The sequence below is a fragment of the Candidatus Acidiferrales bacterium genome, assembly GCA_036514995.1.
GTDB lineage: Bacteria > Acidobacteriota > Terriglobia > Acidiferrales > DATBWB01 > DATBWB01.
In genome coordinates, this window is record DATBWB010000074.1 from 1 (window position 1) to 21,908 (window position 21,908).

A 21,908-nucleotide genomic window follows, 5' to 3' on the forward strand; every position below is an offset into this window, starting at 1 on the left:
CTGAAGAGTCCGTGTGAAAACTCACGTTTCTCGTCAGGGCACGACTTTAGTCGTGCCGTAAGTCGAGTAATTTCAATAAACCTTCAGCGGCTTGAGCCGCTGAAGATGGCCCAAGTCGGGGTTGTCACACAGACTCTGAAGCCGGCCGCTACATCGCTTTTTGACTCTTCCACTCTTGGACTCTTCGACTTTTACTCGTACCGCAGGGCTTCGACCGGATTCAAACGGGCGGCTTTCCAGGCAGGATAGATGCCGAAGAAGAGCCCAATGAGCGCAGAGACGCAGAAACCGACCGCCACCGCAATGGGGCTGACCGTGGCCGGCAAGAAGGAAAAGGTCATACGGAGGATCAGGGCAATCAGCGCCCCCACGATGATACCGATCACTCCCCCCACCGCGGTCAGGGTCATAGCCTCCAGAATGAACTGCCAGAGGATGTCCCGCTGGCGCGCGCCGATGGCTTTGCGGATGCCGATTTCGCGCGTGCGCTCGGTCACCGACACCAGCATGATATTCATCACCCCGACCCCGCCCACCATCAACCCGACCGAACCCACCGCAAAACCGACGATGAAGATCCCGCCGGTCAGTTGCCGCCAAAGGTCGGTGAAGGCGTCCTGGGTGAAGATGGCAAAGTTATCGGGTTTATCGAACGGCACGTGGCGCCGCCGGCGAAGCAACTGGCGGATTTCGTCAATCACGACGGGCATCGTCTCCGGCGATTCCGTTCGGACAGAAATCAAGAAGTCCTTTTGCTCGGGATGGAGCTTCCGGAAGGTTTCGAGAGGAAGCAGGACAATGTTGTCTTCCGGGTTCTTGCCACCAGCGAAGCCTTTTCGCTTCTCCCCAACGCCAACCACGGTGAGCCACTGGCCTCCGAGTTCGACTTCTTTGCCGATGGGGTCGCTCTTGGGAAAGAGGATTGCGGCGGTATCGTAGCCGAGGACGCAGATCATGAGCCGCCTCTGGTTGTCCTGCTCGGTGAACCACCGGCCGGCTTTCATGCGCAGGGCAAAGACCTTGTCCGCCGAGGGGGTGTCGCCCTCGACGATGGCGTTCTTGGCGCGGTTGCCGCCGTAGCGCACCGAGTAAGTCCCTTCGCCAAATTGCGGCTGAAAAATGCGTATGCCGGTGGTGGCCGCCTCCACGTGCGGGAGCTGAGCCACCGCCAGGTAATCTTCATACGTCAGCTCCTTGCGCGTGAACCACTCCGAGGGGGGCCGGCCGATGGTGGCAAAATTGAAACGAAAGGCAAAAATCAGGTTCGAGCCGATGTCTTCAATCTGGGCCATGACGTTGGCATTGAGCCCGTTGATCACCGCCGTGATGGCAATCACCACCATCACCCCAATCACGATGCCCAGGATGGTCAGAGACGAGCGCAACTTGTTGCGACGCAGCGCATCGAACGCCAGCCACACCGCCTCGAAAGTCCCCGATTGAACCTTTCCGACCATCTCTCCTGCTTTCCTCCGCCACCCGGCCTCGGCGCTACTCGGCGCGCAAGGCTACGACCGGATCAAGCCGGGCCGCCCGGCTAGCCGGGTAGATCCCAAAGAAGAGGCCCACGCTGGTGGCCATCAGCAACGCCGCCATCACCGCCCACCAGAGCACCTGGGAGGGAAAATCGGTGAAGTGGGTAATGCTCTTCGCCAGCCCGACGCCGAAAACGACCCCCCAGAGGCCGCCGACGGCCGCCATCGTCGAAGACTCGATCAAGAATTGGATCAGGATGTCCTGCGACCGCGCCCCGACTGACTTACGCAGCCCGATTTCGCGCGTGCGCTCGGTGACCGATACCAGCATGATGTTCATGATGACGATGCCGCCCACCACCAGCGCGATCGAGGCGATGGCGATCACCACGATGAAAAACGTCTGGCTGAAATCTTTCCACAGGCCGATGAACGTATCGTTCGTCTCGATGACGAAGTCATCTTTCTGGCTGAGCAGATTGTGCCGGCGGGCGCGCATGATCAGCCTCGCCTCGTCCATGGCCGCTGCCATCCGTTCGGTCCCCTTTGCCTTCACCCAGATGCGCAACGATTGGCGGCTGCCATAGACCCGCATGAAGGTTTGGAGCGGGATGAGCACCCAGTTGTCTCGCGACTGGCCGAGCACCGAGCCCTGCTTCTTCCCCACGCCAATGATCTGATAGACCTGATTGTCCAGCCGGACTTCCTGTCCGATGGGGTTGCCGAAGGGCAGCAGTTGCTCCACGATCTCCGGTCCTACGAGACAAACATGGAGCCCGCGGTGATCCTCCAGCTCGGTGAACATACGCCCTTGCACGACCTCGAGGTCATAAATGCGCTGCATCGAAGCCGTCCAGCCGCGCACGAACGAGTCTTTTAATGAATTGTTGCCGACATGGGTCTCGCCCAGGCGAAAAAGGGTGGCGCCCACGTGGGGACAACCGGCGCAGTTGGCCCGGACAGCCTCAAAATCCTCGTAGCGAATGTCCTTGCGCTTCTGGGCCTCGATCCAGGTATCAATGTCGGTGATAACGGCCGGAACTTTGCCGATGAGAAAAACATCGGCACCCAGATTGAAGACCTTTTCGGCCACGTAGCTGTTGAGCCCGCCGACGAAGCTGACCACCGCGATCACCGCCATCACGCCAATCACCACGCCCAGCAGGGTGAGGATCGAGCGGAGCTTGTGAGCCCAGAGCGAGTCGAGCGAAATGCGCACCGCCTCGCCGAATTGCATGTTGCGCCGCTTCATGTGGCTGATACCCATCGTCCCGAAATCTATATAGTAGCAATACGCGGCGACACGGCAAAGATTTCTCGGGGCCTGCAGGAAGAGTTTGGGGCGTGGCTGAGCCCGACCTTCCCGAAGCCTCAGGAGGGGTTCGAGTCAGGCCGGCCGGGCGTACACGTCGAGGACGTTGGCCCAACGGGGGAATTCCAGCAGGGCGCGATACATCTGGTGCAGCGCCTCGCTCCGGCCGGCTTTCCAAAGAACCGGCGTCTGCCAGTGGACGATCTCAAACCCGCTCCGGTCGAGCAGGCGCTCGAGCGTATCGGCGGTGAAGAAGAAAAGGTGGCGGGCGTTGGTGTAGTGCTTCCAGGGCCGGGCTTTGAGTCGCAGCCGGCTGACCAGGCTCTTGGCGCGATGGTTCAGGCTCGCCACATTCGGCACGCTAAGGAACAGAATCCCGTTCGCCTCGAGAATCCGTCGGCAGACCTGGAGGTCGCGAGCGGGATGATGGCTGTGCTCGAGGACGTGGTCGAGGCGAATCGCCGTGAAGCAGCGCGCGGCCGAGTCAGGCGCGTTGAAATCGATCTCATGCAACCGGCCGAGGTAGGCATAGAAACCGAGGCGATCGCGCAAGAGTTCGACGCCGCGTTCGGAAACGTTGGTGCCAGCCACATGCCAGCCCCGGTCGGCGGCATATTGAAGGAATGGGCCGTCCCCGCAGCCCACGTCGAGCAGCGAACGGGGTGGGCGAGGCAGCAGCGCCTCCAACTGCTCGATCTGGCTGCGATATTGCCGCTGGCGCAACTCGATCACGGCCCGTTCTTCGCCGGGTAATTGCTCTCTCTGGAGCTTGCCGTCGCCGGTGTAATAGCGCTCCACATAGACCACTTTCGAGAGACTCTCAAACGACGGCCGCGGGTTGACAAACTGCAGGCCGCAACTCCGGCAGGACACAATCTTCATCCCATGCCAGTCGGAGGCGAAAGGGCGGAAGTCGGCCGAGCCGCAAGTTTCGCACGCCATCAACGCATCGTCGTAAAGGAGATGTTTTTCCATTTCCACGGGGTAGGCAGGGAAGGGATTGACTTGCCCGCATCGGAATCCTTATCGACACGGGCTTCCCCGGAAAACCAAACAACTCTAAATCCCCGTAACGGCAGGCGTCAATTGGGAAAAGTAACCCGGCAAGCGTCAGCTACCACGGAAAAACAAAGCTTTAATGGGTGATGGGAATCCGGCCATCATAGGCAGAGCAGGACTGGCACCCCGCGCCGCTATTCGTAGCGCAGGGCCACGACCGGGTCGAGCCGAGCCGCCTTCACCGCCGGCCACATCCCAAAAAAAAGCCCCACGCTCACCGAAACCAAAAATCCGGTCACAAATGCCCAGAGGGGAACCGAGGTGGGCAAAGAGGGCGCCAGGGTCCGAATCAGGACGCTAATCACCCAACCCAGGACGATCCCGACAATGCCGCCCGCTCCGGTCAAGGTCATGGCTTCAACCAGGAACTGCTGGACGACGTCGCGGCGGCGGGCGCCGATGGCCTTGCGCACCCCGATTTCGCGCGTGCGCTCGGTGACCGATACCAGCATGATGTTCATCACCCCGATGCCGCCCACCAGCAAACCAATGCTGCTGATGACCACCAGGGCCAGGGCGACCGCGCCAGTGATCTGGTGGAACTGCTCGATCAACTGGTCCGAGGTGATGTAGGAGAAATCATCCGGCTTGCGGAACGGCACCTTGCGGCGCCGGCGCAGCACGTCCCGCGCCTCATCAATCGCCTGCGGCACCTTTCCGGGGTAGGCCTCGACCCGGATGCCGTATTCCTTCGCCTCCGGATAGATTTTATGGAATGTCAGCCGCGGGATGGCCACCCGCCGATCTTCGTTCCCGCCGCTGAAACCCTTGGCCCGCTCAAAAACGCCGATCACGCGAAAGGCATGGTTCTGCACAATAATCTCTTTGCCCAGGGGGTCTTCGTGCGGAAAGAAGGTGGCGGCGATGTCCTCGCCGATGACGACCACCTCGAAGCGGTGTTCGTTTTCCGCTTCGGTGAAGAATCTCCCTTCTTTCATCACGGCGTTGCTATAGACCGAGATGAACTCGGGCACCGTGCCGCGGAAATCAATTCCGTTCACTTCGGTATTTTTGTAGCGGGCGGAGAAGATCTGATCATCCCTATCGTTTTCGAAGGGAAAAATGGAAGGCGCGACGTTCTTCACCGACGGACAGCTCTCCTTGATCGCCACCGCGTCCTCGTAGGTCAGGTGCTTCCGGAGCCGTTCTTCTTTGGTGAGACCGTGAAAACGGATGCCGCTCCCGATGCGTGAAAAGAAAACCGTATTGGTGCCGAAGGCTTGAATCTCCTGGGTGATGTTTCGGTTCAGCCCGACGATGATGGAAGCGACCGCAATGATCGTCATGACCCCGGCGATCACTCCCAGCATCGTCAGGAACGACCGCAGCTTGTGCTGGCGGAGGGTGTCCAGCGCAAGCTTGATGTTTTCCTTGTAGTCCTTGCGCATTTGGAATTTCATCGCAAAACCTTGCTCATCCTTCCACTCGCAACGCCTCAATCGGGTCGAGCCTGGCTGCCTTGCTCGCCGGATAGATCCCGAAGAACAACCCGACGGCAGTCGAAAGGAGGACTCCGGTGGCCACCGCCCAAAGCGGCGTGCGCGTGGGCACGGAGAGCCCGCTGCTTGCCAACTGGGAAAGGCCGAAGGCGAGCAGCACACCGGCGATGCCGCCAGCGGCCGCCAGCAGGGAAGATTCGACCAGGAATTGCATCAGGATATCGCGGCGGCGCGCTCCAAGCGATTTGCGCAATCCAATCTCGCGGGTGCGCTCGGTCACCGTGGCCAGCATGATGTTCATGATGACCACGCCACCGACGACCAGAAACACCGCCACCACCCCGATGGTGGCATTGGCAACCGCCCCGAAAATGTTGTCCCAAACATCCATGACCGATTTGGATGCGATGATGCCAAACCGGTCCGGGTCGTTGGGCGGTTGGTGGCGCAGCGCCCGCATGACGATCCGCGCCTGATCCTGCGTTTGCTCGAGCAGGCCGGGCGATCGAGCCGCGACGTTGATCCACATGTCCAGGTGCTCGCCGTACATCTTCAGGAACGTCCGCACCGGGATATAGACAAACTTATCCTGCGATTGACCGAACACGCTCCCGATCGGCTTGGCCGCTCCCACCACCTCAAAGGGCCTTCCGTCCACCAGAAGCACTTTTCCGACCGGGTCCACGTTGGGGAAGAGGCGCTCGACCACGTCGCGGCCGATGAAGGCCACCGCGGCGCGATGGGCATCGTCCGATTCGGTGATATACCGGCCGGTGTCCACCTGTTCGATCCCGATCTCGATGGTGTTGGCGGTAACGCCCCTTACGGAAACATCCGTCCAAAGCTGAGTGCCATAGCGGACGTCGCGCCGGGTTTGTGATTGCAGCCCAACCTCGCTGGCCGGGGTCAGGCGCTCCTTGACCGCCTGAAAATCTTCGACGGTGATCGGCCGGTTGCGCCGCACCGCCTTCACGTAATCATCGAAATTGGTGATGATGGGGAAGCGGGTTATGAGAAAAGCGTTCGAACCCAGGTTGGCCACGCGATCGGCAATATAGCCATCCAGCCCTTTGATCACCGCGATCACAAAAATCAGGGTGGCGGTGGCGATGATGATGCCGAGCAGCGTCAGAAAGCTCCGGAGCTTGTGGCTGCGCAGGCTGTCCACCGCAATGGCCACCGACGCGTAGGTGTTCATAAGAACTTCCGGAGGGGCAGGGCCGAGGAATCTCCCCTCTTTTGTACGAACGGGAGAAGGCGAAAGTTTCCGCCGAAGAGCCCTTTTTGCCTCTTTTACGCCTTTACTTTTTCATCCAGTTCGACGCGGCCATCGCGGATGTGGATGATGCGGTGGGCATGGGCGGCGACGTCGCGCTCGTGGGTCACCAGGATGATGGTGTTCCCCTGGTCGTAAAGTTTATCGAACAGGAGCATGATCTCGGCACCCGTCTGGGTATCCAGGTTGCCGGTGGGCTCGTCGGCCAGCAGGATGGAGGGGTTATTGACCAGCGCCCGGGCAATCGCCACCCGCTGGCGTTGCCCGCCGCTCAGTTCGTTGGGCCGGTGGAGCATACGGTCGTCCAGGTCCACTTCGTGCATAGCCCTCTTGGCGCGCTTGATGCGCTCCTCGGCCGGCGTGCCGTTGTAAATGAGCGGCAGTTCCACGTTGTGCAGGGCTGTTGCCCGCGGCAGCAGGTTGAAGGTCTGAAAGACAAAGCCGATTTCCTTATTGCGGATGTAAGCCAGCTCGTCGTCGTTCATCCGGCTCACCGGGCGGCCGTTGAGCCAGTAGTTGCCCTGGCTGGGCGTATCGAGGCAACCAATCAGGTTCATCAAGGTGGATTTGCCGGAGCCCGACGGGCCCATGATGGCGCAGTATTCTCCGCTGTTGATCTCCAGGTCCAGACCGCGCAAGGCATGAATCTGCTCGGCGCCCATTTCATAGGTCTTCCAGAGCCCTTCCGTGCAGATCATGCAGCCGCGGTCAATCAAGTCCTGGCGCAGGCCATCACCCGCGATTGCCTGAGTAGCCATATCCAGCGGTTCCTTCCATTAGCTGATTGCCTGGCGTAGCCGCTCTCCCGGCCGGCCCACTCGGGGCAGGTTAACTGCTGCTTTGCTCTTTCTCCTCGTCGCTCTTCGCCTTGTTGTCGATCTTGACGCGGGCACCCGGCTTCAGCGTGCGCAACGCCTTGTAGCTGCCGGTCACGATTTCGTCGCCCTCGTTCAACCCGCTGAGCACTTCAATATCGGTTACGCCGGTAATGCCGGTGGTAACGGAAGCAAAGAAAGCCCGCCGGTCGCGCGTCACGAAGACTCCTTGGATCTCCTTCTTGGCGTCCTTCTTGGGATCATCGGCAGCGGCCACATTCTTGGCGGCGGCGAGCGTGGTGCCGCCTTTGCCTTTTTTCTGACTGGCCTTCTCCGCCTCGTCCAGTTCCTTTTGCGTGCGGATGGTCAGCGCCTGGATGGGAATGGCCACGATGTTCTTGCGGGTGGCGGTGACGATCTTGGCGGTGGTGGAGAGACCCGGGCGCAGATTGTCCGGCGGGTTGCCGAGGGTGACGACCACCTTGAAATCTTTTGCCTCCTGCGATCCGCCGGTTACCTGCGAAGTAGCCAGTCCGGTCGAGCGAATGATGGCGCTCGAGCCGATCTCGGTGACGTGACCCTTGAAGGTCTTGTCGGGGATGGCGTCAATGGTGACATCGGCCTCCTGGCCGAGCTTGAGGTTGACAATGTCGGTTTCGTCCACCTTGACCTCGGCGGTGATGACGGACATATCGGCAATGGTCATCAAAAAGCTGCCGCTGACGTTCTGGATGCCCGGGACAACGTTCTCGCCGACGTGCACGGGCAGCGTCGTCACCGTGCCGTTGAGCGGCGCCATATAGGTGGTCTTGTGAAGCACGTCAGCGGCTCGCGCCAGGGTCGCCTCAGCCTGCTGCCGGCCGTAGCGCGCTCGCTCGAGGTCGGCTTTCGCCTGCTCGACTCGCGCCGAGGCGAGCTCGACCGCCGCCTGGGCGCTTTCAAACTCCGCCCTCCGGGCATCAAACTCCGACCGGGCAATCAATTGGTCTTTGAAGAGGCCTTGCGCCCGTTCCCAATTCAACTTGGCTCGGTCGAAATCAGCCTTGCTCCGCGTCAGGTCCGCCTGCGCGCTCTGGGAGTTCGCCTGGGCCGATTTCACCGCTTGCACGGAGGACTGGAGCCAAGCTTGTTGCGCGGCCACATCCGCGGCCGGCTGGGTGGATTCCAGCCGCAGCAGCGTCTGGCCCTTCCTTACCCGGTCGCCCTCTTTCACCGGGATCTGAACGATTTTTCCGAAGCCCTCGGCGTTGACGTTCACCGTATCCTTGGGCTTGATTTGTCCGGAGGCAGTCACCAGTTGCGTCAGGTCTTGCTTGCCGACCTTGCCGGTCTGCACCGTCACCACGCCCTGGTTATAGGACTTGATGCTGTAGAGGACGATCCCGGCAAGGACTACTACGCCGCCGATAATCAAAAGGATCTTTTTCCAGCGTTTCATGACCACCTACTCTTGACTTCCGGGCTCAGGTGCCCAGGCTGGTCAAACTCAACGAACGGGAAACTCCGCCCTTCTTCTACTACGTCGGTACTCCTCAAAAAGTTTCTCCCATTCGGAGGCCGCCCCGACACCTGCCGAAACCTCTTAATTTTAGAACAGATTGGGGACTTTCCCAAGACCCACCCCGCCCAAAGAGTTACTGCACAACCAGCCATAGTGTTCCTCCTCGGTTTTCTCACCCCCTCTCGCCGGCTGAGCCCGTCGCTTCATTAGACGTATAAGCTCTTGTCACGGAAGACCGTTTTCTTAAAAGACCGCACCAGGTCAATTCCCGCTCCCTGCACGCCTGGAGCATAAATTGACGGAAGTTCCGCCGCGATCCTTGCGTTCCTGATGGTGGGTTACGGGTGGGCACCGCTCTGGACGTGAGTGTGCCTCCCAACAGCTAGAGCCAGCGGCGAAAGGGCTTGGAAACTGGCGCCAAAACAAAAGGGGTAAGGCCTTTGGCCTCACCCCTGGCTGGTTGTTAATGTGTCGTGCCGGTCCTGCTTCCTAGAAGCTGAACTTTATCTTCATCCGAAGCGACCGGGGAACCTGAAAGTATTGCGAAGTACCGTACCGGCTGTCCATCACCTTGCTCTGGGCGTTGGCTTTTGCCACCCAATCAAATCCAGCAAAGAAAGCCGCCCAGTCGGGAATGGCGCTCCCCGTGATGGGGAAGGTGAGCACACCGGTGCGGGGGCCGCGGAAATAGATGGAGAGAACATTGGACTGGTTCAGGAGGTTGCTCACGTTGAGTTCGAACGCCGCACGCAGCGCCTCGTTCGTCTTGCTCAGTTTGAACTCGTGGACGTACAGGAAGTCGGTGTTAGTAAAGGCATCGGTCCGCTTCCCTTTTTCGATACCTCCGGCGATCCAGTTGCCTGTGGCCGGGTCGCGGGACAACGGAACGAAGTTGCCCCTACCCTCCACCGGTGAGGACGAAGTCAGACTGCCGATAGTCCCGATCTCGGTGGTGAGCGGAGTGCCAGAGTAAGCCACCTGCGTCAGGCCGAAGGTGCTCTCCATTCCCCACCACTTTAGCCTATAGGCGCCGTAGAACTTGAAGGTGTGGGGCCGGTCGGTCGGCAGCAAGCCAAACACCTGCTGGCCTTGCGCGTTCCAGGCCATGTGCGGCAGGTCAAAGAAACGGTTGACGTTGGGGCTGTGCCGACCAACCTCATCAGTACTGGTGAGCCCGCTGTAGTTGCCGTAGAGCCGGCTGTACGTGTACGACGTGGTGAAGAAGAAGTTGTGCGACCAACGCTTGCTTAGCTTGAATTCCACCCCGTCGTAGTTGCGCATGGGTTTGGGCTGGTTCGGGCAGGTGGGGCACACGCCGCTGACGGGGTTCACGAGAATGCCTTCACCGGGGTTGCCGATATAGTAGTTCTCCCCCAGAGCGTCAAAGTACCCCGTGTCCTCGATGGTTCGGTCGAGCCGCTTCCGGGCATAGCGGACTTCAAGACCGAGGTCGGAGCGCAGGGCATACTCCGCTCCAAAGACCAATTCCCGCTGGCGCATGGGCTTCGTGTCGGCTGGAATCCGGTTATCACTCGGGTCGTTCGCAACCGCTCGCCAGTCGATCTCTTCGATCTTGTCGCCGGGCGTGCCGCCGGCCCCCGGACAACTGTGGCCGCCGGCGTCTCGCTGCGGGTTGATGGTGCTGAGGTCGGTGGTGTCAAGCGTGAACCAACAATCATGCCAGTACTCGCCGCCAAACGCGCCCCGCGGCATCTCGTACTTCATGATGTCGTAGAAGAAACCCCAGCTGCCGTACACCTTCATTTTGCCGTTCCGGAAAACGTCCCAAGCCCCTCCGAGCCGGGGACCTACCTTACTCCCGAAGCCGAAGTCAATAGGCCGGGAGGCAAGAGGGTCGTTCGGGTACGGCTTGAAGGAGGGCAGATACTCCTTGTCAAACCGGACACCGAGGTTCAAGGTAATGCCTCTGCCCACCTGCCAGGTATCTTGAACATAGAGAGAGTTGTTGAAGCTAGAAACCTTGCCTGTCGTCTCAGTGCTAACTCCAACCAGGTAAGCCCCGTAGATGCCTTGGCAGACGTCCATGCCGTAGAGGGTCCTGTTGCGCGTCCGATTGGCGCCAGTGGGGGCGCAAAACGCCTGTCCCGCTCCAGTAATCACGCTGGACGTTCGGTCCTGACCCCAGTAAATTCGCACCCACGCGGTGTTGAACGCATTCTGCACGTCGTTCGCCAGTCTGTTGAACGCGTAGCCGCCCTTGAACGTGTGGGTGCCGCCAGCCCGGAACACGTACGACGCGTCCACATTGAGGCCGTGGCGGGTCAGCACGTCGAAAATGGTCTGGCTGTTGCTCGGGATGTTGGAGAAGTCGGCCGGCCCCTGGACGCCAGCCGGGATTGCCGACCCGTCCAGGCCCGTCACGCCCGCCGTCGCCAGTATGTATTCGCGGCGGACGCCCACCGGTCTTCCGCGATCTCCTCGGTTCGTGAACCAATAGCCATATCGCCCCGTCACGACAAACTTGGGGCTAATGGTCCAGTCCGCGTTCACCGTGTAAGTCGAATTGGGTGCAACAAACCCAGTGTCCGCACGGAAGGTCCCCGGATCGCGTGTGCTGTCCGGGTTGAACTGGTTGCGTTGAGTGCCTGAGAGAGAGGGGTCCAGGTCCGGTGCGTTGGGATCGAAGAATGGGCTATCAGTCCGGGGAACCGACTGGCCGGTTGCGCGCCGATAAGCGTAATGCCAACCGAAGCTGGCACGGACCTTTCGTGCGGCCTGCCAGTCCAACCGGCCTAACGCGTAATGAGTCGTGTCCGTTGTTGGGAAGTCGCGCGGGCCAGTGAAGGGAGACTGCGGAGCTGCGGGGACGAAGTTGACAAAGACCGTCCGGGTTTGCCGAAACATGGACGGGATGTAGCTACCGTAAAACCATAACCTATCCCTCAGGACGAACCCTCCGGCCTCAAAGCCAGGCTCAAGCAGCTTCCAACGGTCTTCCTTGGGTTGGTAATTCTCGGCCGGCTCCGAAAGTCGGATGCCAGTTTGCAGCGGGTATGTCGGATTCAGGCGAAGCGTGACCCGCTCGCTCGCCTGGAGAACATCCGAACGGTAGTACAGGAGCCCGGCGCCATGCCAGGTGCTCCCGCCCCGTTTTTCCACTATGTTGACCACACCACCGAGCGCGCCGCCGTACTCCGCTTCCATGCCGCTGCTCTTGACCTGCACTTCTTGCACGAAGTCTGAGGGAGGATTGACTCCAATGCCTCCGGTGCGGATGTTGGTGGTGTCCATCCCCTCCAGCGCATAGACGTTTTCGCCGTCACTGGCGCCATCGATTTGAAACCCGGCGTCCACGCCTCGTGCGTCCCCGCGGACGCTCCCCTGCAAGGGTTCAAACCGCGCCCCCGGGGCTAAACCAAGCATCAAGAAGGCCGAACGGCCCTTGGGCATATTTGTGATTTGCTCGGATGTGAAGTTCACCGCCGCCTTGTTCGAGGTAGTGTCAATCTGCAGCGGGGCCGACTCCACGACAACGGTCTGCGTCACCGCGCCGACTTCGAGGGTGACATCAATGGTGAGGACCTTGCCGACCTCAAGCTTGATTTCTGTCCGGTTTTGCTGGCTGAAGCCCTGTGCGGTCACCAGAAGGGAATAATTCCCAGGAGGCAGATTTACAAACCGGAAGTAGCCTGAGCTGTCAGTTTCAATTTTCTTGGCTGTGATCAGGGCGATGCTGCTAAGTTCCACGCTGGCCCCGGGAACCACAGCGGCCGTTGGGTCCTTTACCGTGCCTTGGATCACCCCTGTGGTCTCTGAATATTGAGCTGCGGCTGGCGGAAGCACGACGAAGTAAAGCAACAAAGCGAAGGAGAGCGGACACACCCATGCCCTCCAAATGTTCTGGCTGTTCATACTACGCCTCCGTACCAAAATGTCATTCCAGGAAACAGGGCTGCCTTACGCGTATGCCCTCCCCCCACCGCCCCCTCCACGCGGAAGCAGGTAGGCAACGCTATTGGACACCCAACTACTGGCTTTCTGCGAAGCAGTTTACCTTCCAAACGAGGAGTCGAGGGATACAACATGGGCGGTTCATGTTTTCAAGAGGTTACAAGAACACGCCGAAGTTGGTGAGGAGGCTAGCTACTTCTGGTACCGTTTATTGTAGAAAAATACAGTTTCCCATAACCGAACTTACCCTGTCCCCAGCTGACCCTTGAAGGTACTGGAACTTTCAAAACTTAGGCACCTAGCTGGTTGTCCGCGCACGTCACTACTGCTGCGCCTTGGCGCCCGCCTCGTACACAACCTTGCCACCCACTATGGTCATCTCGACCGCCGCGCTCAGAACGTCCCTGGGCGCCGTTTGTATGGGGCTGTGGTTCCACACGACTAGATCGGCGCGTTTGCCGACGGCGATGCTGCCCTCCTCTTTTTCCTCAAAGGCAGCGTAGGCCGCATCCGTGGTGAAGCATCGAAGCGCCTCAAGCGCGGTGAGCCGTTCCTGCGGCAACCAGCCGCCGGGCGGGTTGCCATCCACGTCCTGGCGGCTCACGGCGGCGTACAGGCCAAGAACCGGGTTGACGAGTTCAACCGGAAAATCCGAGCCGCAAGCCAGCCGCGCTCCCCCGCTCAGAATAGACCGCCAGGCGTAGGCACCCTTGACGCGCTGGGGGCCGACGCGCGCTTCGGCCCACTTCATGTCGGAAGTCGCGTGCGTAGGCTCGATGGAAGCGATGACGCCAAGCTTGCCAAAGCGAGGAATGTCCTCCGGGGCGACGAGCTGCGCGTGCTCGTCCCGCAACCGCGGATCTCGCGCCGCCGGAACCTCTTTGCGGGCCCGTTCAAACGCATTGAGGGTAACGCGGTTGGCGAGGTCGCCAATGGCGTGCACATTCACCTGAAAACCCTTTTCGAGAGCGGCCTTCGTGACGCGATAAATGGACTCTTCGCTTTCGCGCATCAGGCCGGAATTGCCGGGATCGTCGCGGTAGGGCGCGAGCAGAGCCGCGCCGCGGGAGCCCATCGCGCCGTCGGCCATCATCTTGATGCTGCGCACCGTCAGCATCCCCTCGCCCAAATCCACTTCCGGCCCGCGCGCCAAGTAATGGTTCAGCGTGGAATCGGGATTCGCCAGATCCGTTGCGCCATCGTAGGCGCCGATCATGGCGTAGATGCGCACAGTCATCTTGTCTTGCCCGAGCAGCGCCTTGTAAGCCTCAAGCCCGCTCTTGCTGACGCCAGCGTCGTGGACCCGCACCAGGCCGTAGCGATTGCACTCCTTCATGGCGGCCAGCAGTTGTCGCTGGAGAACCTCCGGGCTGCTCGGCGGAATTTTCGCTTCGATCAGGTCGTTGGCGTTATCGAGAAAGATGCCGGTTGGGTCGCCCCGGTCGTCGCGGAGAATCTTTCCGCCGGGTGGTTCTTTGCTCTGGCGGGTCACGCCGGCCATTTCCATCGCTTTGCGGTTGACCCAGATGGCGTGGCCATCCACGCGCGACAGGAGAACGGGATGATCGGCCGCGACCTCATCCAGAATGGCGTGCGTGGGGAACTGCCTGTTGGGAAAATCGGTCTGGTCCCAAGCCTGGCCGAAAATCCACTCGCCCGGCTTGTCCGCCGCGGCGGACCTGGCGGCAGCCGCCACCAGAGCGCGAATCTGCTCCAGGTTGCGCCCGCGCAAGTCCAAACGTTCCAGTGACTGGCCGAGGCCCAACATATGCGCGTGGGCGTCCTGAAGGCCGGGCGTCACGGCGCGACCGTTGAGCTCCACCACCCGCGTGCCCGGACTGATGTACCCGCGCAGCCCATTCTCGTCGCCCACGTAAACGATCTTCCCCCCGGTCACTGCCACTGCCCGCGCTTCCGGCTGCTTGTCTTCGAGCGTGATCACGGGCCCGCCACGCAACACCAGATCGGCTGGCCGCTGCTCCGCCAGCGAGGCAATCCCAAGAGTCAAGAGCGCTGCCAAAAGAAGGAATCGCATCATGACCTCCCGGCTCAGAACACCAACACTCCGAACTTGAACCGCATGTACTTCTTCGGGTTGGCGCGAAAGTCGGCGACAAAGCCGCGGAGGTCTTCCGCCAGCCCGTTGGCATTGTCATAGAGCTTTGGATCGTCCATCAATTTTTCGAAAGTGCCCTGGCCCTTGTCGAGCTTGCGGGTCACGTTGTTGAGGTTCGAAAAAGTGGACTTGGCTTCGTCATAGAGCGCCGGATCTTTGGCCAGTTTTCCGAGCGTACCTTTGCCGGCCTCGATGTCGCCGAAGGCCGAGTTGATGCGCTCGACCATCTGCGTGGTCTGGGCGGCCATGGCCTCATCGCGGAGCAATTTGCCCACGGTTCCTTTGCCGGCCTCGACGTCGGCTACCATGGTCTCGAACCGCTTCATCGTCGCGTTGGCGCGGTCGTACAACTCATCGCTGACCATCAATTTCCCAAACGTGCCCTCGCCGGCGGCAGCTCGCTGCGTCAGCTTGTGCACGTCATCCACAGCGGCATTGACGCGGTGGTAGAGCGTTTCATCTCGAACGAGCTTGCCGAGCGTCCCCTGGCCGGCCTGGACGCGACTGACAATGTCGCGGATCTGATCGGTCATGACGCTCAGGTTGGAAACAACCTCATTGGTGCGCTCGATGATCAACTTAATCGCCGCCTCTTCCTTCCCCTGAACCGTCCCGCCGTCGGCCAGCGGCGGCCCCTGAGAGCCGCGGGTAATGTCCACCATCCGCTCGCCGAGCAATCCTTCCGTGATCAGGGAGGCCTTGGAATCGGCGCGAATATCCGGCTGATAGCTCTTCAGGATGCGCATGGTGATGGCCACGCTGCGAGCCGTGTCGCCGCGATAGGGCGAGAGTTGCACCCGATCGACGTTGCCCACCTCGACGCCGGCCAGGCGCACCGGCGCGCCCTCTTTGAGCCCTTGCGCCTCGGGCAGGTAGGTGACGAGCGTGTATTTACCGGCGAGCAACTTGCCCCGGCCAGTGATGTAGAAGATCGCCACCATGAAGATCATCAGCGCCACAATCACCAGCAATCCCACACGGAGCTGGGTCCAAGAAAGTTCGCCTCGCTTTGCCATGACATGCCTCCCTTTCCACGCGACTCGTTCCTGCCCCGCCGTTGGCCGGGCAGGCCCTGTACCGGAATGGTACAGGGCAGGTCCTCAGCGCAAGAACTGTTCGAGGTAGGGATCGCCCCTGCGGGCCATCTCCTCCGGCGCGCCTTCAAAGAAAATCTCTCCGTCGCGCAGCATCATGAAGATGGTGCGCGTATCATGACGACCGCCGGCGCCGTTCGTCGGGCCGGTAGCCCGACGCAGCCGGTTTGCCTCCCGGTCGAAGTAATAGTTCGCCACCGCAAAGCCGTCCTGGAGGCGCTGGGTCACCAGGACGGAGGTTGCGCCCTCCAGGTCGCGCAGCCGCAGCACCAGCGACAAGATCGTTTCGGAAGTGACGGGATCGAGCCCGGCGGTCGGTGAGTCGTAAAAAAGGATGGGCGGCTTGCTGATCAGCGCCCGGGCAATCGCCACTCGCCGGCGCATCCCGCCGGAAAGCTCGGCCGGCAGCTTGACCATCGCCCCTTCCATCTCGACAAAGCAGAGTGCCTGGCGCACGCGCGCCACGAGCTCCTCGGCCGGCACGCCCTCTTCTTGCAAGCGATAGGCAACGTTCTCCGCCACCGAAAGCGAATCGAACAGCGCTCCTTCCTGAAACACCATGCCAATCTTTTTCCGGATCTCGAACAGCTCCTCTTCCGCCAGGCCGGTGATTTCCCGCCCGAGGATCGAGATGCGGCCCGCGTCAGGCCGCAGCAAACCCAGAGCGAGTTTGAGTAGCACCGTCTTGCCGGCGCCGCTTTCGCCGAGCAAGACCAGCGTTTCCCCCTCCGGCACCGCGAAGGTGATCTCGCGCAGCACCGGCTTCCCCTCAAACGCAAGGGAGACGTTTTCGAAGCAAATCGCGTAGCCGGCGGCGGCGCCCCGGCCGCTTACATTTCCAGCGCCCATAGCAGAAACTTGGTTACGAAAAAGTCTGACACGAGGACGAGCACCGAGGAGGTGACGACGGCCTCGGTGGTCGAGCGGCCGACGCCCTGTGTGCCGCCCCGAGTCGTCAAGCCATAATAGCAGCCGACGGAGGAGACAATGAAGCCAAACAGAAACGGCTTGGCCAGGCCCTGGACCAGATCCTTGAATTCGAGCGCGCCGACTGCCCGCGTCCAGAACTGAACCGGACTCAGGTGAATCTCGAAAAAAGCCACGATGAAGCCGCCCACCAGGCCGACGAAATCGGCCACAATCGTCAACAGGGGCAGCATGGAGGTGGTGGCCACCACCCGCGGTGTCACCAGCTTGCGCGTGGGGTCAGTGCCCATCGCCCGCATCGCATCCACTTGCTCGGTGACCACCATCGAGCCAAGCTCGGAGGCAATGCCTGAGGCGTTTCGCCCGGCCACCAGCAGCGCGGTGATCACCGGCCCGATCTCGCGCACAAGGGAAAGGGCCACGATGTCGCCGGTCAGCGCGGCTTCCCCGAACGCCATGAACTGCGCCGCCGTCTGCAAGACCAGCACCGCGCCGATGAAAAATCCGGTGAGGATGACAATCGGGAGCGACCCCACGCCGATGATGTCCATCTGCGCCATGGTGTCGTAGAGATAGCGAGGATGCCCGGCGAGGTTCCTGACTGACCGGGCCGAGAGGAGGGTGTAATTCTGGACAGCCAAAACCCTGCGCTTGAGAATCTCGGAAAGGACGCTCAAAGCCCCCATGGGTCGCTCCGGCGACCAATCTAGCTTCCCCTTACCCAAGCGTCAAGGGAGTTGCCTAGGCATTGTTTTGACGCTCCTCGATGCCTTGGGTACAATGCCAGTTTCTGCGCCGGGTGGCGCATACAGGCCGCTGTTTGGTCGCCGCGGCGACTATGCGAGGCTGATGAAACGCGCCCGCCGCGGCAGGCCGCTCGAGTCAAGATGCTTCGCTTTCAAACCGCCGGAGAATCACACGGACAATGCCTTATCGCGCTGATTTCTGGCTTGCCGCTGGGCCTCGCGGTGGATTTTTATTTTTTGAACGCCCAGCTTCACCGCCGGCAGTTGGGCTACGGTCGTGGTGGCCGCCAGAAGATCGAGAAGGATCATGTGCAGGCGCTTTCCGGCATCCGCCACGGAAAAACCATCGGCGCTCCCATCGTGCTCCAGATCGAAAACCGCGATTGGGCAAACTGGCAGGAGACCATGTCGGTGACGCAGGAGCCGCCAGCCGACCGGGCACGCCCGCTGACGCAACCCCGCCCGGGCCACGTGGATCTCGCCGGCTGTCTCAAATACGACCTGCACGACGCCCGCTTCTTGCTCGAACGAGCGAGCGCCCGGGAGACAGCGGCGCGGGTGGCCGCCGGGGCCATGGCCCGGCTGCTCTTGCGCGAGTTCGGCATCGAGGTGTGGAGCCACACGCTAGCGGTCGGCGGCGTCCGGCTCGAGCGCGCAGCAAGCTGGGAGGAAATTGTTGCCGCGAACGAAAATCTCGATTCGCCGCTGCGCTGCGTGGACTCCCGCGTCGAGCAAGCCATGAAGGCGGAAGTGGACCGGGCTCTCAAGGAGGGTGATTCGGTGGGCGGCATCTTTGAAGTGGTCGCCCATCACGTTCCGCCGGGGCTGGGCTCGCACGCCAACTGGGATGAAAAGCTGGACGGCCAACTGGCCCAGGCGGTGATGTCGATTCAGGCGGTAAAAGCCGTGGAAATCGGAGCGGGTGTCTGGGCGGCCCAGATGCCTGGCTCGGAAGTGCATGACGCCATCGGCTATGACGCCGAACAGCGCCGCTTCACCCGCGTGGCCAATCATGCCGGCGGGCTCGAGGCCGGGATCACCAACGGCGAAGATGTGGTGGTTCGCGGCTACCTCAAGCCGATTTCCACGCTGCGCCGGCCGCTGCAATCGGTGGATCTGGTCACCAAGGAGGTGGTCCGCGCAGCTTATGAACGCTCCGATGTCTGCGTGGTTCCGGCAGCCGGCTGCGCCGGCGAGGCGATGGTTGGGCTGGCGCTGGCGCGCGCCTTCCTCGAAAAATTTGGCGGCGACACGCTGGCCGAGGTGCGCCGGAATTTTGAAGGCTATCAGCAGCAACTGCGGGAGTTCTAATGCCGTTCCAACTCTTTCGGGCTATTTCCTGCTCGTACCAACTTGTGGGTGCGTGGCACCTGAGCCACATGCATCCTTGGAGCTTGCAGCGCGTGGGTATAATGCATCGGCTCACTAAGTTGGAACGGCACTAATCCAGATGATTTACGACATCGTGAAGTACGGCGACGCGGTGCTGGAAAAACCCGCCGAGCCCGTCGCCACGTTTGATGAATCGCTCAAGAAGCTTGTGGACGACATGTTTGAGACCATGTACGCCGCTCAGGGGGTCGGGTTGGCAGCGCCCCAAATCGGCGTGAACCGGCGGTTGCTCGTGATTGATGTCACCTCGGGCGAGCGCCCCGAAGCAAGGCTCGTGCTCGCCAATCCGGAGATCCTGCACGTCGAGGGCGAAGTTTCCCAGGAGGAGGGTTGCCTGAGCCTGCCGGGCTTTCGCGCTCACGTGCGGCGGCCGAAATTTGTCACCGTGCGCGCCCGGGATGTCCACGGGATGTGGTACGAGATGAAAGGCGAAGATATGCTGGCCCGCGCCTTCTGCCACGAGCTGGACCACCTCGACGGCCGGCTCTTCATCCACCACTTGAGCTTCCTCAAGCGCGATATGATCAAGCGCAAAATCAAGAAGAAGGTCAAGGCGGGCGAGTGGTAGGCCTCAAGATTAAGATTAATGCGAAAATCGAAAAGCGAAATTCGAAACTCGCCGAGTGTCCGGTGATGAATTTCAAGTTTCAAGTGTCGGAACCAGTAGGGAACCTGCCCTGATTTCTTCCGGATTTCACTCCCGCCAGTCCCCCGTCGCAGGACGGACTGACGAAGGAACCGCTATCATGAACCTGGTTTTCTGCGGCACGCCCGAGTTCGCCGTTCCCACGCTGCGCAAGCTGCTGGTGGAAAAGTTTCCCGTCCAGGCGGTGGTTACGCAGCCTGACCGGGCGCGCGGGCGCGGGCAGAAAGTTTCTGCCGCGCCGGTAAAGGAAGTCGCGCTCGAGCACGGCCTTCATGTTTATCAGCCGGAAAAAATGCGCAGCGAATCAGCGCGGCAATTTTTCGAGCGAGCCCGGCCGGACGCCGTCGCGATTATCGCCTACGGACAGATCATCCCGGCGGACCTGCTCGCCATCCCGAAATATGGTTGGATCAACCTGCATGCATCCCTCCTGCCCAAATACCGGGGAGCGGCGCCTGTCCAGTGGGCGATTGTGAACGGCGAGAGCGCGACCGGCGTAACCACCATGAGAATTGATCCGGGGATGGACACCGGCCCCATCCTCTTGCAGCAGGAAGTGGAAATTGCTCCTGGCGATACCGCCGGAACGCTCGCCGGCCGCCTCAGCGCGCTCGGCGCCGACCTGATGGTTCGGACGTTGCGCGGGCTTGAAGCCGGGACGATCATCGAGAGACCGCAGGAAAACGCGCTCGCTACCTACGCGCCCCGTATCAAGAAAGACGAGGGGCGGATCGACTGGAATCTCAAGGCGGAACAAATTCACAACCGGATTCGCGGCTTTGCGCCCTGGCCGGGGGCCTTCACTTCTTTTCGCGGTCAGTTGTGCCACCTTTGGCGAAGCTGGCCGGAAGCCGGCCCGCTTCGAGCGCATCCGCCGGGAACCATTTTTGTGGAATCCGGCCGGCTTATGGTCACCTGTGGCGGCCAGACTCCTCTGCGGGTGGACGAGCTTCAACTGGAAAATCGGAAGCGCATCTCGGCGCTTGATTTCATGAATGGGATGAAGCTCCTGACCGGCGACAAATTTTGCTGACTGGCAACGATGGGGAACAGGTGCCCCTCACTGCTTCTCGCCAAATCGCGTTTCAAATTTTGGCCCGGGTCGAGCGCACGGCCAGCTACGCCACTGAGCTGCTGCACTCGCCCCTGACGGCAAACCTGAAGGAAGAAGATCGCAGGCTCGCACACGAGTTGGTATTCGGCGTGCTCCGCTGGCAGGGCCAGCTCGACTTCTTGCTCGAAAAGATTGCTGCCAAATCGCTGGCCAGGCTGGACTGGGAGGTGCGGCTCGCTTTGCGGCTCGGTCTCTATCAAATGCGCTTTCTCGAGCGCATCCCAAAAGCAGCCGCCGTTGACCAGTCGGTGGAGCTGGTGAAGTTCGCGCGCAAACGTTCCGCGGCAGGTCTGGTGAACGCTGTGCTTCGGAAAGCCGGGCGGCGCGCCCCGGGCGCATCGGCCTTGGGCAGAGGAGCCCTTGAAGGATTTCTTCCGCAGGAACTTTCAGCCGCCGAACGGCTGGCCATTCTCCACTCTCATCCCGGATGGTTGGTCGAGCGCTGGCTGGCTGCGTTTGGCAGCAACCGCACGGAAAGCCTGCTTGCCTCGAACAACCAGCATGCCCGGCTGAGCTGTCGCCTGGTGACCGCGCGGGCTTCACCGAAAGAAATTCTCGCGCTGCTTGCCGGGGACAAGATCGAGTGGGAAGAAAGCCGATGGCTTAAGGATGCGATTACCATTCGCAGCGGGAATATCCAGCGCAGCGAGGCCTGGCAGCGCGGTTGGCTGGCCATTCAGGATGAAGCCTCACAGATGATTGCCCTGTTGCTCGCCCCGACAGGATCGGGGCTCGCGCCGCGGCCAGGCAATCGTGTGCTCGATCTTTGCTGCGCGCCCGGCGGCAAAACCGCGCAGCTCGCGGCGCTGCTCGATCTACGCGGGAACCCGCGGACCCTCTTTGGCGCCGACCGTCGCCTGCATCGTCTTCGGCGGACGCGCACGCTGCTCCTCAACGTCGGCGTGAACACCGTGCCGCTGGTGGCGCTGGATGGCAGCCGGCCACTGCCGTTCGGGGTGAAATTTGACCGCATCCTGGTGGACGTGCCTTGCTCGGGCACGGGCACGCTCGCTCGCCATCCCGAAATCCGCTGGCGGCTCAAACCCGAAGACCTGGGCGATTTCCATCGCCGTCAGGTCGCCCT

16 protein-coding genes are annotated in these 21,908 nt (G+C 61.2%); 4 read left to right on the forward strand and 12 right to left on the reverse strand.

Annotated features, from left to right (window positions below; translation table 11 throughout):
- Positions 1 to 191: 191 nt before the first annotated feature.
- From VIH17_05490 to VIH17_05545, 12 genes are all read right to left on the reverse strand, one after another.
- A complete protein-coding gene (locus VIH17_05490; protein ID HEY4682686.1) occupies positions 192 to 1,457 on the reverse strand; it encodes an ABC transporter permease in 1,266 nt (421 codons plus the stop codon).
- A 34-nt stretch (positions 1,458 to 1,491) separates the two neighbouring features.
- Positions 1,492 to 2,727 carry an ABC transporter permease gene (locus tag VIH17_05495; protein HEY4682687.1) on the reverse strand — a complete coding sequence of 412 codons (1,236 nt, stop codon included), beginning with the start codon at positions 2,725 to 2,727 and terminating at the stop codon, positions 1,492 to 1,494.
- Between the two features lie 135 nt (positions 2,728 to 2,862).
- Entirely contained in the window at positions 2,863 to 3,762 is a 900-nt protein-coding gene (locus VIH17_05500; protein ID HEY4682688.1) for a class I SAM-dependent methyltransferase, read from the reverse strand.
- 218 nt (positions 3,763 to 3,980) lie between these two features.
- Positions 3,981 to 5,246: an ABC transporter permease gene (locus tag VIH17_05505; protein ID HEY4682689.1), complete on the reverse strand. Its 1,266-nt coding sequence runs from the start codon at positions 5,244 to 5,246 to the stop codon at positions 3,981 to 3,983.
- A gap of 13 nt (positions 5,247 to 5,259) precedes the next feature.
- The gene (locus VIH17_05510) at positions 5,260 to 6,483 is read right to left on the reverse strand and encodes an ABC transporter permease (GenBank protein ID HEY4682690.1); all 1,224 of its coding nucleotides are present in this window, start codon (positions 6,481 to 6,483) and stop codon (positions 5,260 to 5,262) included.
- Between the two features lie 95 nt (positions 6,484 to 6,578).
- On the reverse strand, positions 6,579 to 7,319 hold the full coding sequence (locus VIH17_05515) for an ABC transporter ATP-binding protein (protein ID HEY4682691.1): 741 nt from the start codon (positions 7,317 to 7,319) through the stop codon (positions 6,579 to 6,581).
- A gap of 70 nt (positions 7,320 to 7,389) precedes the next feature.
- Positions 7,390 to 8,814 carry an efflux RND transporter periplasmic adaptor subunit gene (locus tag VIH17_05520; protein HEY4682692.1) on the reverse strand — a complete coding sequence of 475 codons (1,425 nt, stop codon included), beginning with the start codon at positions 8,812 to 8,814 and terminating at the stop codon, positions 7,390 to 7,392.
- A gap of 552 nt (positions 8,815 to 9,366) precedes the next feature.
- Positions 9,367 to 12,750: a TonB-dependent receptor gene (locus tag VIH17_05525; protein HEY4682693.1), complete on the reverse strand. Its 3,384-nt coding sequence runs from the start codon at positions 12,748 to 12,750 to the stop codon at positions 9,367 to 9,369.
- A 361-nt stretch (positions 12,751 to 13,111) separates the two neighbouring features.
- Positions 13,112 to 14,827, reverse strand: coding sequence for an amidohydrolase (locus tag VIH17_05530; protein ID HEY4682694.1), 1,716 nt, complete (start codon positions 14,825 to 14,827; stop codon positions 13,112 to 13,114).
- Positions 14,828 to 14,838: 11 nt separating this feature from the next.
- Positions 14,839 to 15,921, reverse strand: coding sequence for an MlaD family protein (locus VIH17_05535; protein ID HEY4682695.1), 1,083 nt, complete (start codon positions 15,919 to 15,921; stop codon positions 14,839 to 14,841).
- 84 nt (positions 15,922 to 16,005) lie between these two features.
- Positions 16,006 to 16,848 (reverse strand): ATP-binding cassette domain-containing protein, encoded by an 843-nt coding sequence (locus tag VIH17_05540; protein HEY4682696.1) that lies wholly within the window; start codon positions 16,846 to 16,848, stop codon positions 16,006 to 16,008.
- On the reverse strand, positions 16,830 to 17,612 hold the full coding sequence (locus VIH17_05545) for an ABC transporter permease (GenBank protein HEY4682697.1): 783 nt from the start codon (positions 17,610 to 17,612) through the stop codon (positions 16,830 to 16,832). The genes VIH17_05540 and VIH17_05545 overlap by 19 nt, the downstream gene beginning before the upstream one ends.
- A 201-nt stretch (positions 17,613 to 17,813) precedes the next feature.
- On the opposite strand from VIH17_05545, the gene aroC reads away from it, so the two are divergent.
- The 4 genes from aroC to VIH17_05565 form a co-directional block, all read left to right on the forward strand.
- Positions 17,814 to 18,983, forward strand: coding sequence for a chorismate synthase (gene aroC / locus VIH17_05550; protein HEY4682698.1), 1,170 nt, complete (start codon positions 17,814 to 17,816; stop codon positions 18,981 to 18,983).
- Positions 18,984 to 19,122: 139 nt separating this feature from the next.
- Positions 19,123 to 19,632, forward strand: a complete 510-nt coding sequence (def, locus tag VIH17_05555; GenBank protein ID HEY4682699.1) for a peptide deformylase — start codon at positions 19,123 to 19,125, stop codon at positions 19,630 to 19,632.
- Between the two features lie 178 nt (positions 19,633 to 19,810).
- Positions 19,811 to 20,743 carry a methionyl-tRNA formyltransferase gene (gene fmt / locus VIH17_05560; protein HEY4682700.1) on the forward strand — a complete coding sequence of 311 codons (933 nt, stop codon included), beginning with the start codon at positions 19,811 to 19,813 and terminating at the stop codon, positions 20,741 to 20,743.
- A partial coding sequence (locus VIH17_05565; protein ID HEY4682701.1) for a transcription antitermination factor NusB occupies positions 20,737 to 21,908 on the forward strand: 1,172 nt, incomplete at its 3' end. The genes fmt and VIH17_05565, both read left to right, overlap by 7 nt.

Excerpts from the sequence above, each read along its gene's own strand:
- VIH17_05490 (HEY4682686.1), bottom strand. The coding sequence starts at position 1,457 with ATGGTCGGAAAGGTTCAATCGGGGACTTTCGAGGCGGTGTGGCTGGCG.
- VIH17_05495 (HEY4682687.1), bottom strand. The coding sequence starts at position 2,727 with ATGAAGCGGCGCAACATGCAATTCGGCGAGGCGGTGCGCATTTCGCTC.
- VIH17_05500 (HEY4682688.1), bottom strand. The coding sequence starts at position 3,762 with ATGGAAAAACATCTCCTTTACGACGATGCGTTGATGGCGTGCGAAACT.
- VIH17_05505 (HEY4682689.1), bottom strand. The coding sequence starts at position 5,246 with ATGAAATTCCAAATGCGCAAGGACTACAAGGAAAACATCAAGCTTGCG.
- VIH17_05510 (HEY4682690.1), bottom strand. The coding sequence starts at position 6,483 with ATGAACACCTACGCGTCGGTGGCCATTGCGGTGGACAGCCTGCGCAGC.
- VIH17_05515 (HEY4682691.1), bottom strand. The coding sequence starts at position 7,319 with ATGGCTACTCAGGCAATCGCGGGTGATGGCCTGCGCCAGGACTTGATT.
- VIH17_05520 (HEY4682692.1), bottom strand. The coding sequence starts at position 8,814 with ATGAAACGCTGGAAAAAGATCCTTTTGATTATCGGCGGCGTAGTAGTC.
- VIH17_05525 (HEY4682693.1), bottom strand. The coding sequence starts at position 12,750 with ATGAACAGCCAGAACATTTGGAGGGCATGGGTGTGTCCGCTCTCCTTC.
- VIH17_05530 (HEY4682694.1), bottom strand. The coding sequence starts at position 14,827 with ATGATGCGATTCCTTCTTTTGGCAGCGCTCTTGACTCTTGGGATTGCC.
- VIH17_05535 (HEY4682695.1), bottom strand. The coding sequence starts at position 15,921 with ATGGCAAAGCGAGGCGAACTTTCTTGGACCCAGCTCCGTGTGGGATTG.
- VIH17_05540 (HEY4682696.1), bottom strand. The coding sequence starts at position 16,848 with ATGGGCGCTGGAAATGTAAGCGGCCGGGGCGCCGCCGCCGGCTACGCG.
- VIH17_05545 (HEY4682697.1), bottom strand. The coding sequence starts at position 17,612 with ATGGGGGCTTTGAGCGTCCTTTCCGAGATTCTCAAGCGCAGGGTTTTG.
- aroC (HEY4682698.1), top strand. The coding sequence starts at position 17,814 with ATGCTTCGCTTTCAAACCGCCGGAGAATCACACGGACAATGCCTTATC.
- def (HEY4682699.1), top strand. The coding sequence starts at position 19,123 with ATGATTTACGACATCGTGAAGTACGGCGACGCGGTGCTGGAAAAACCC.
- fmt (HEY4682700.1), top strand. The coding sequence starts at position 19,811 with ATGAACCTGGTTTTCTGCGGCACGCCCGAGTTCGCCGTTCCCACGCTG.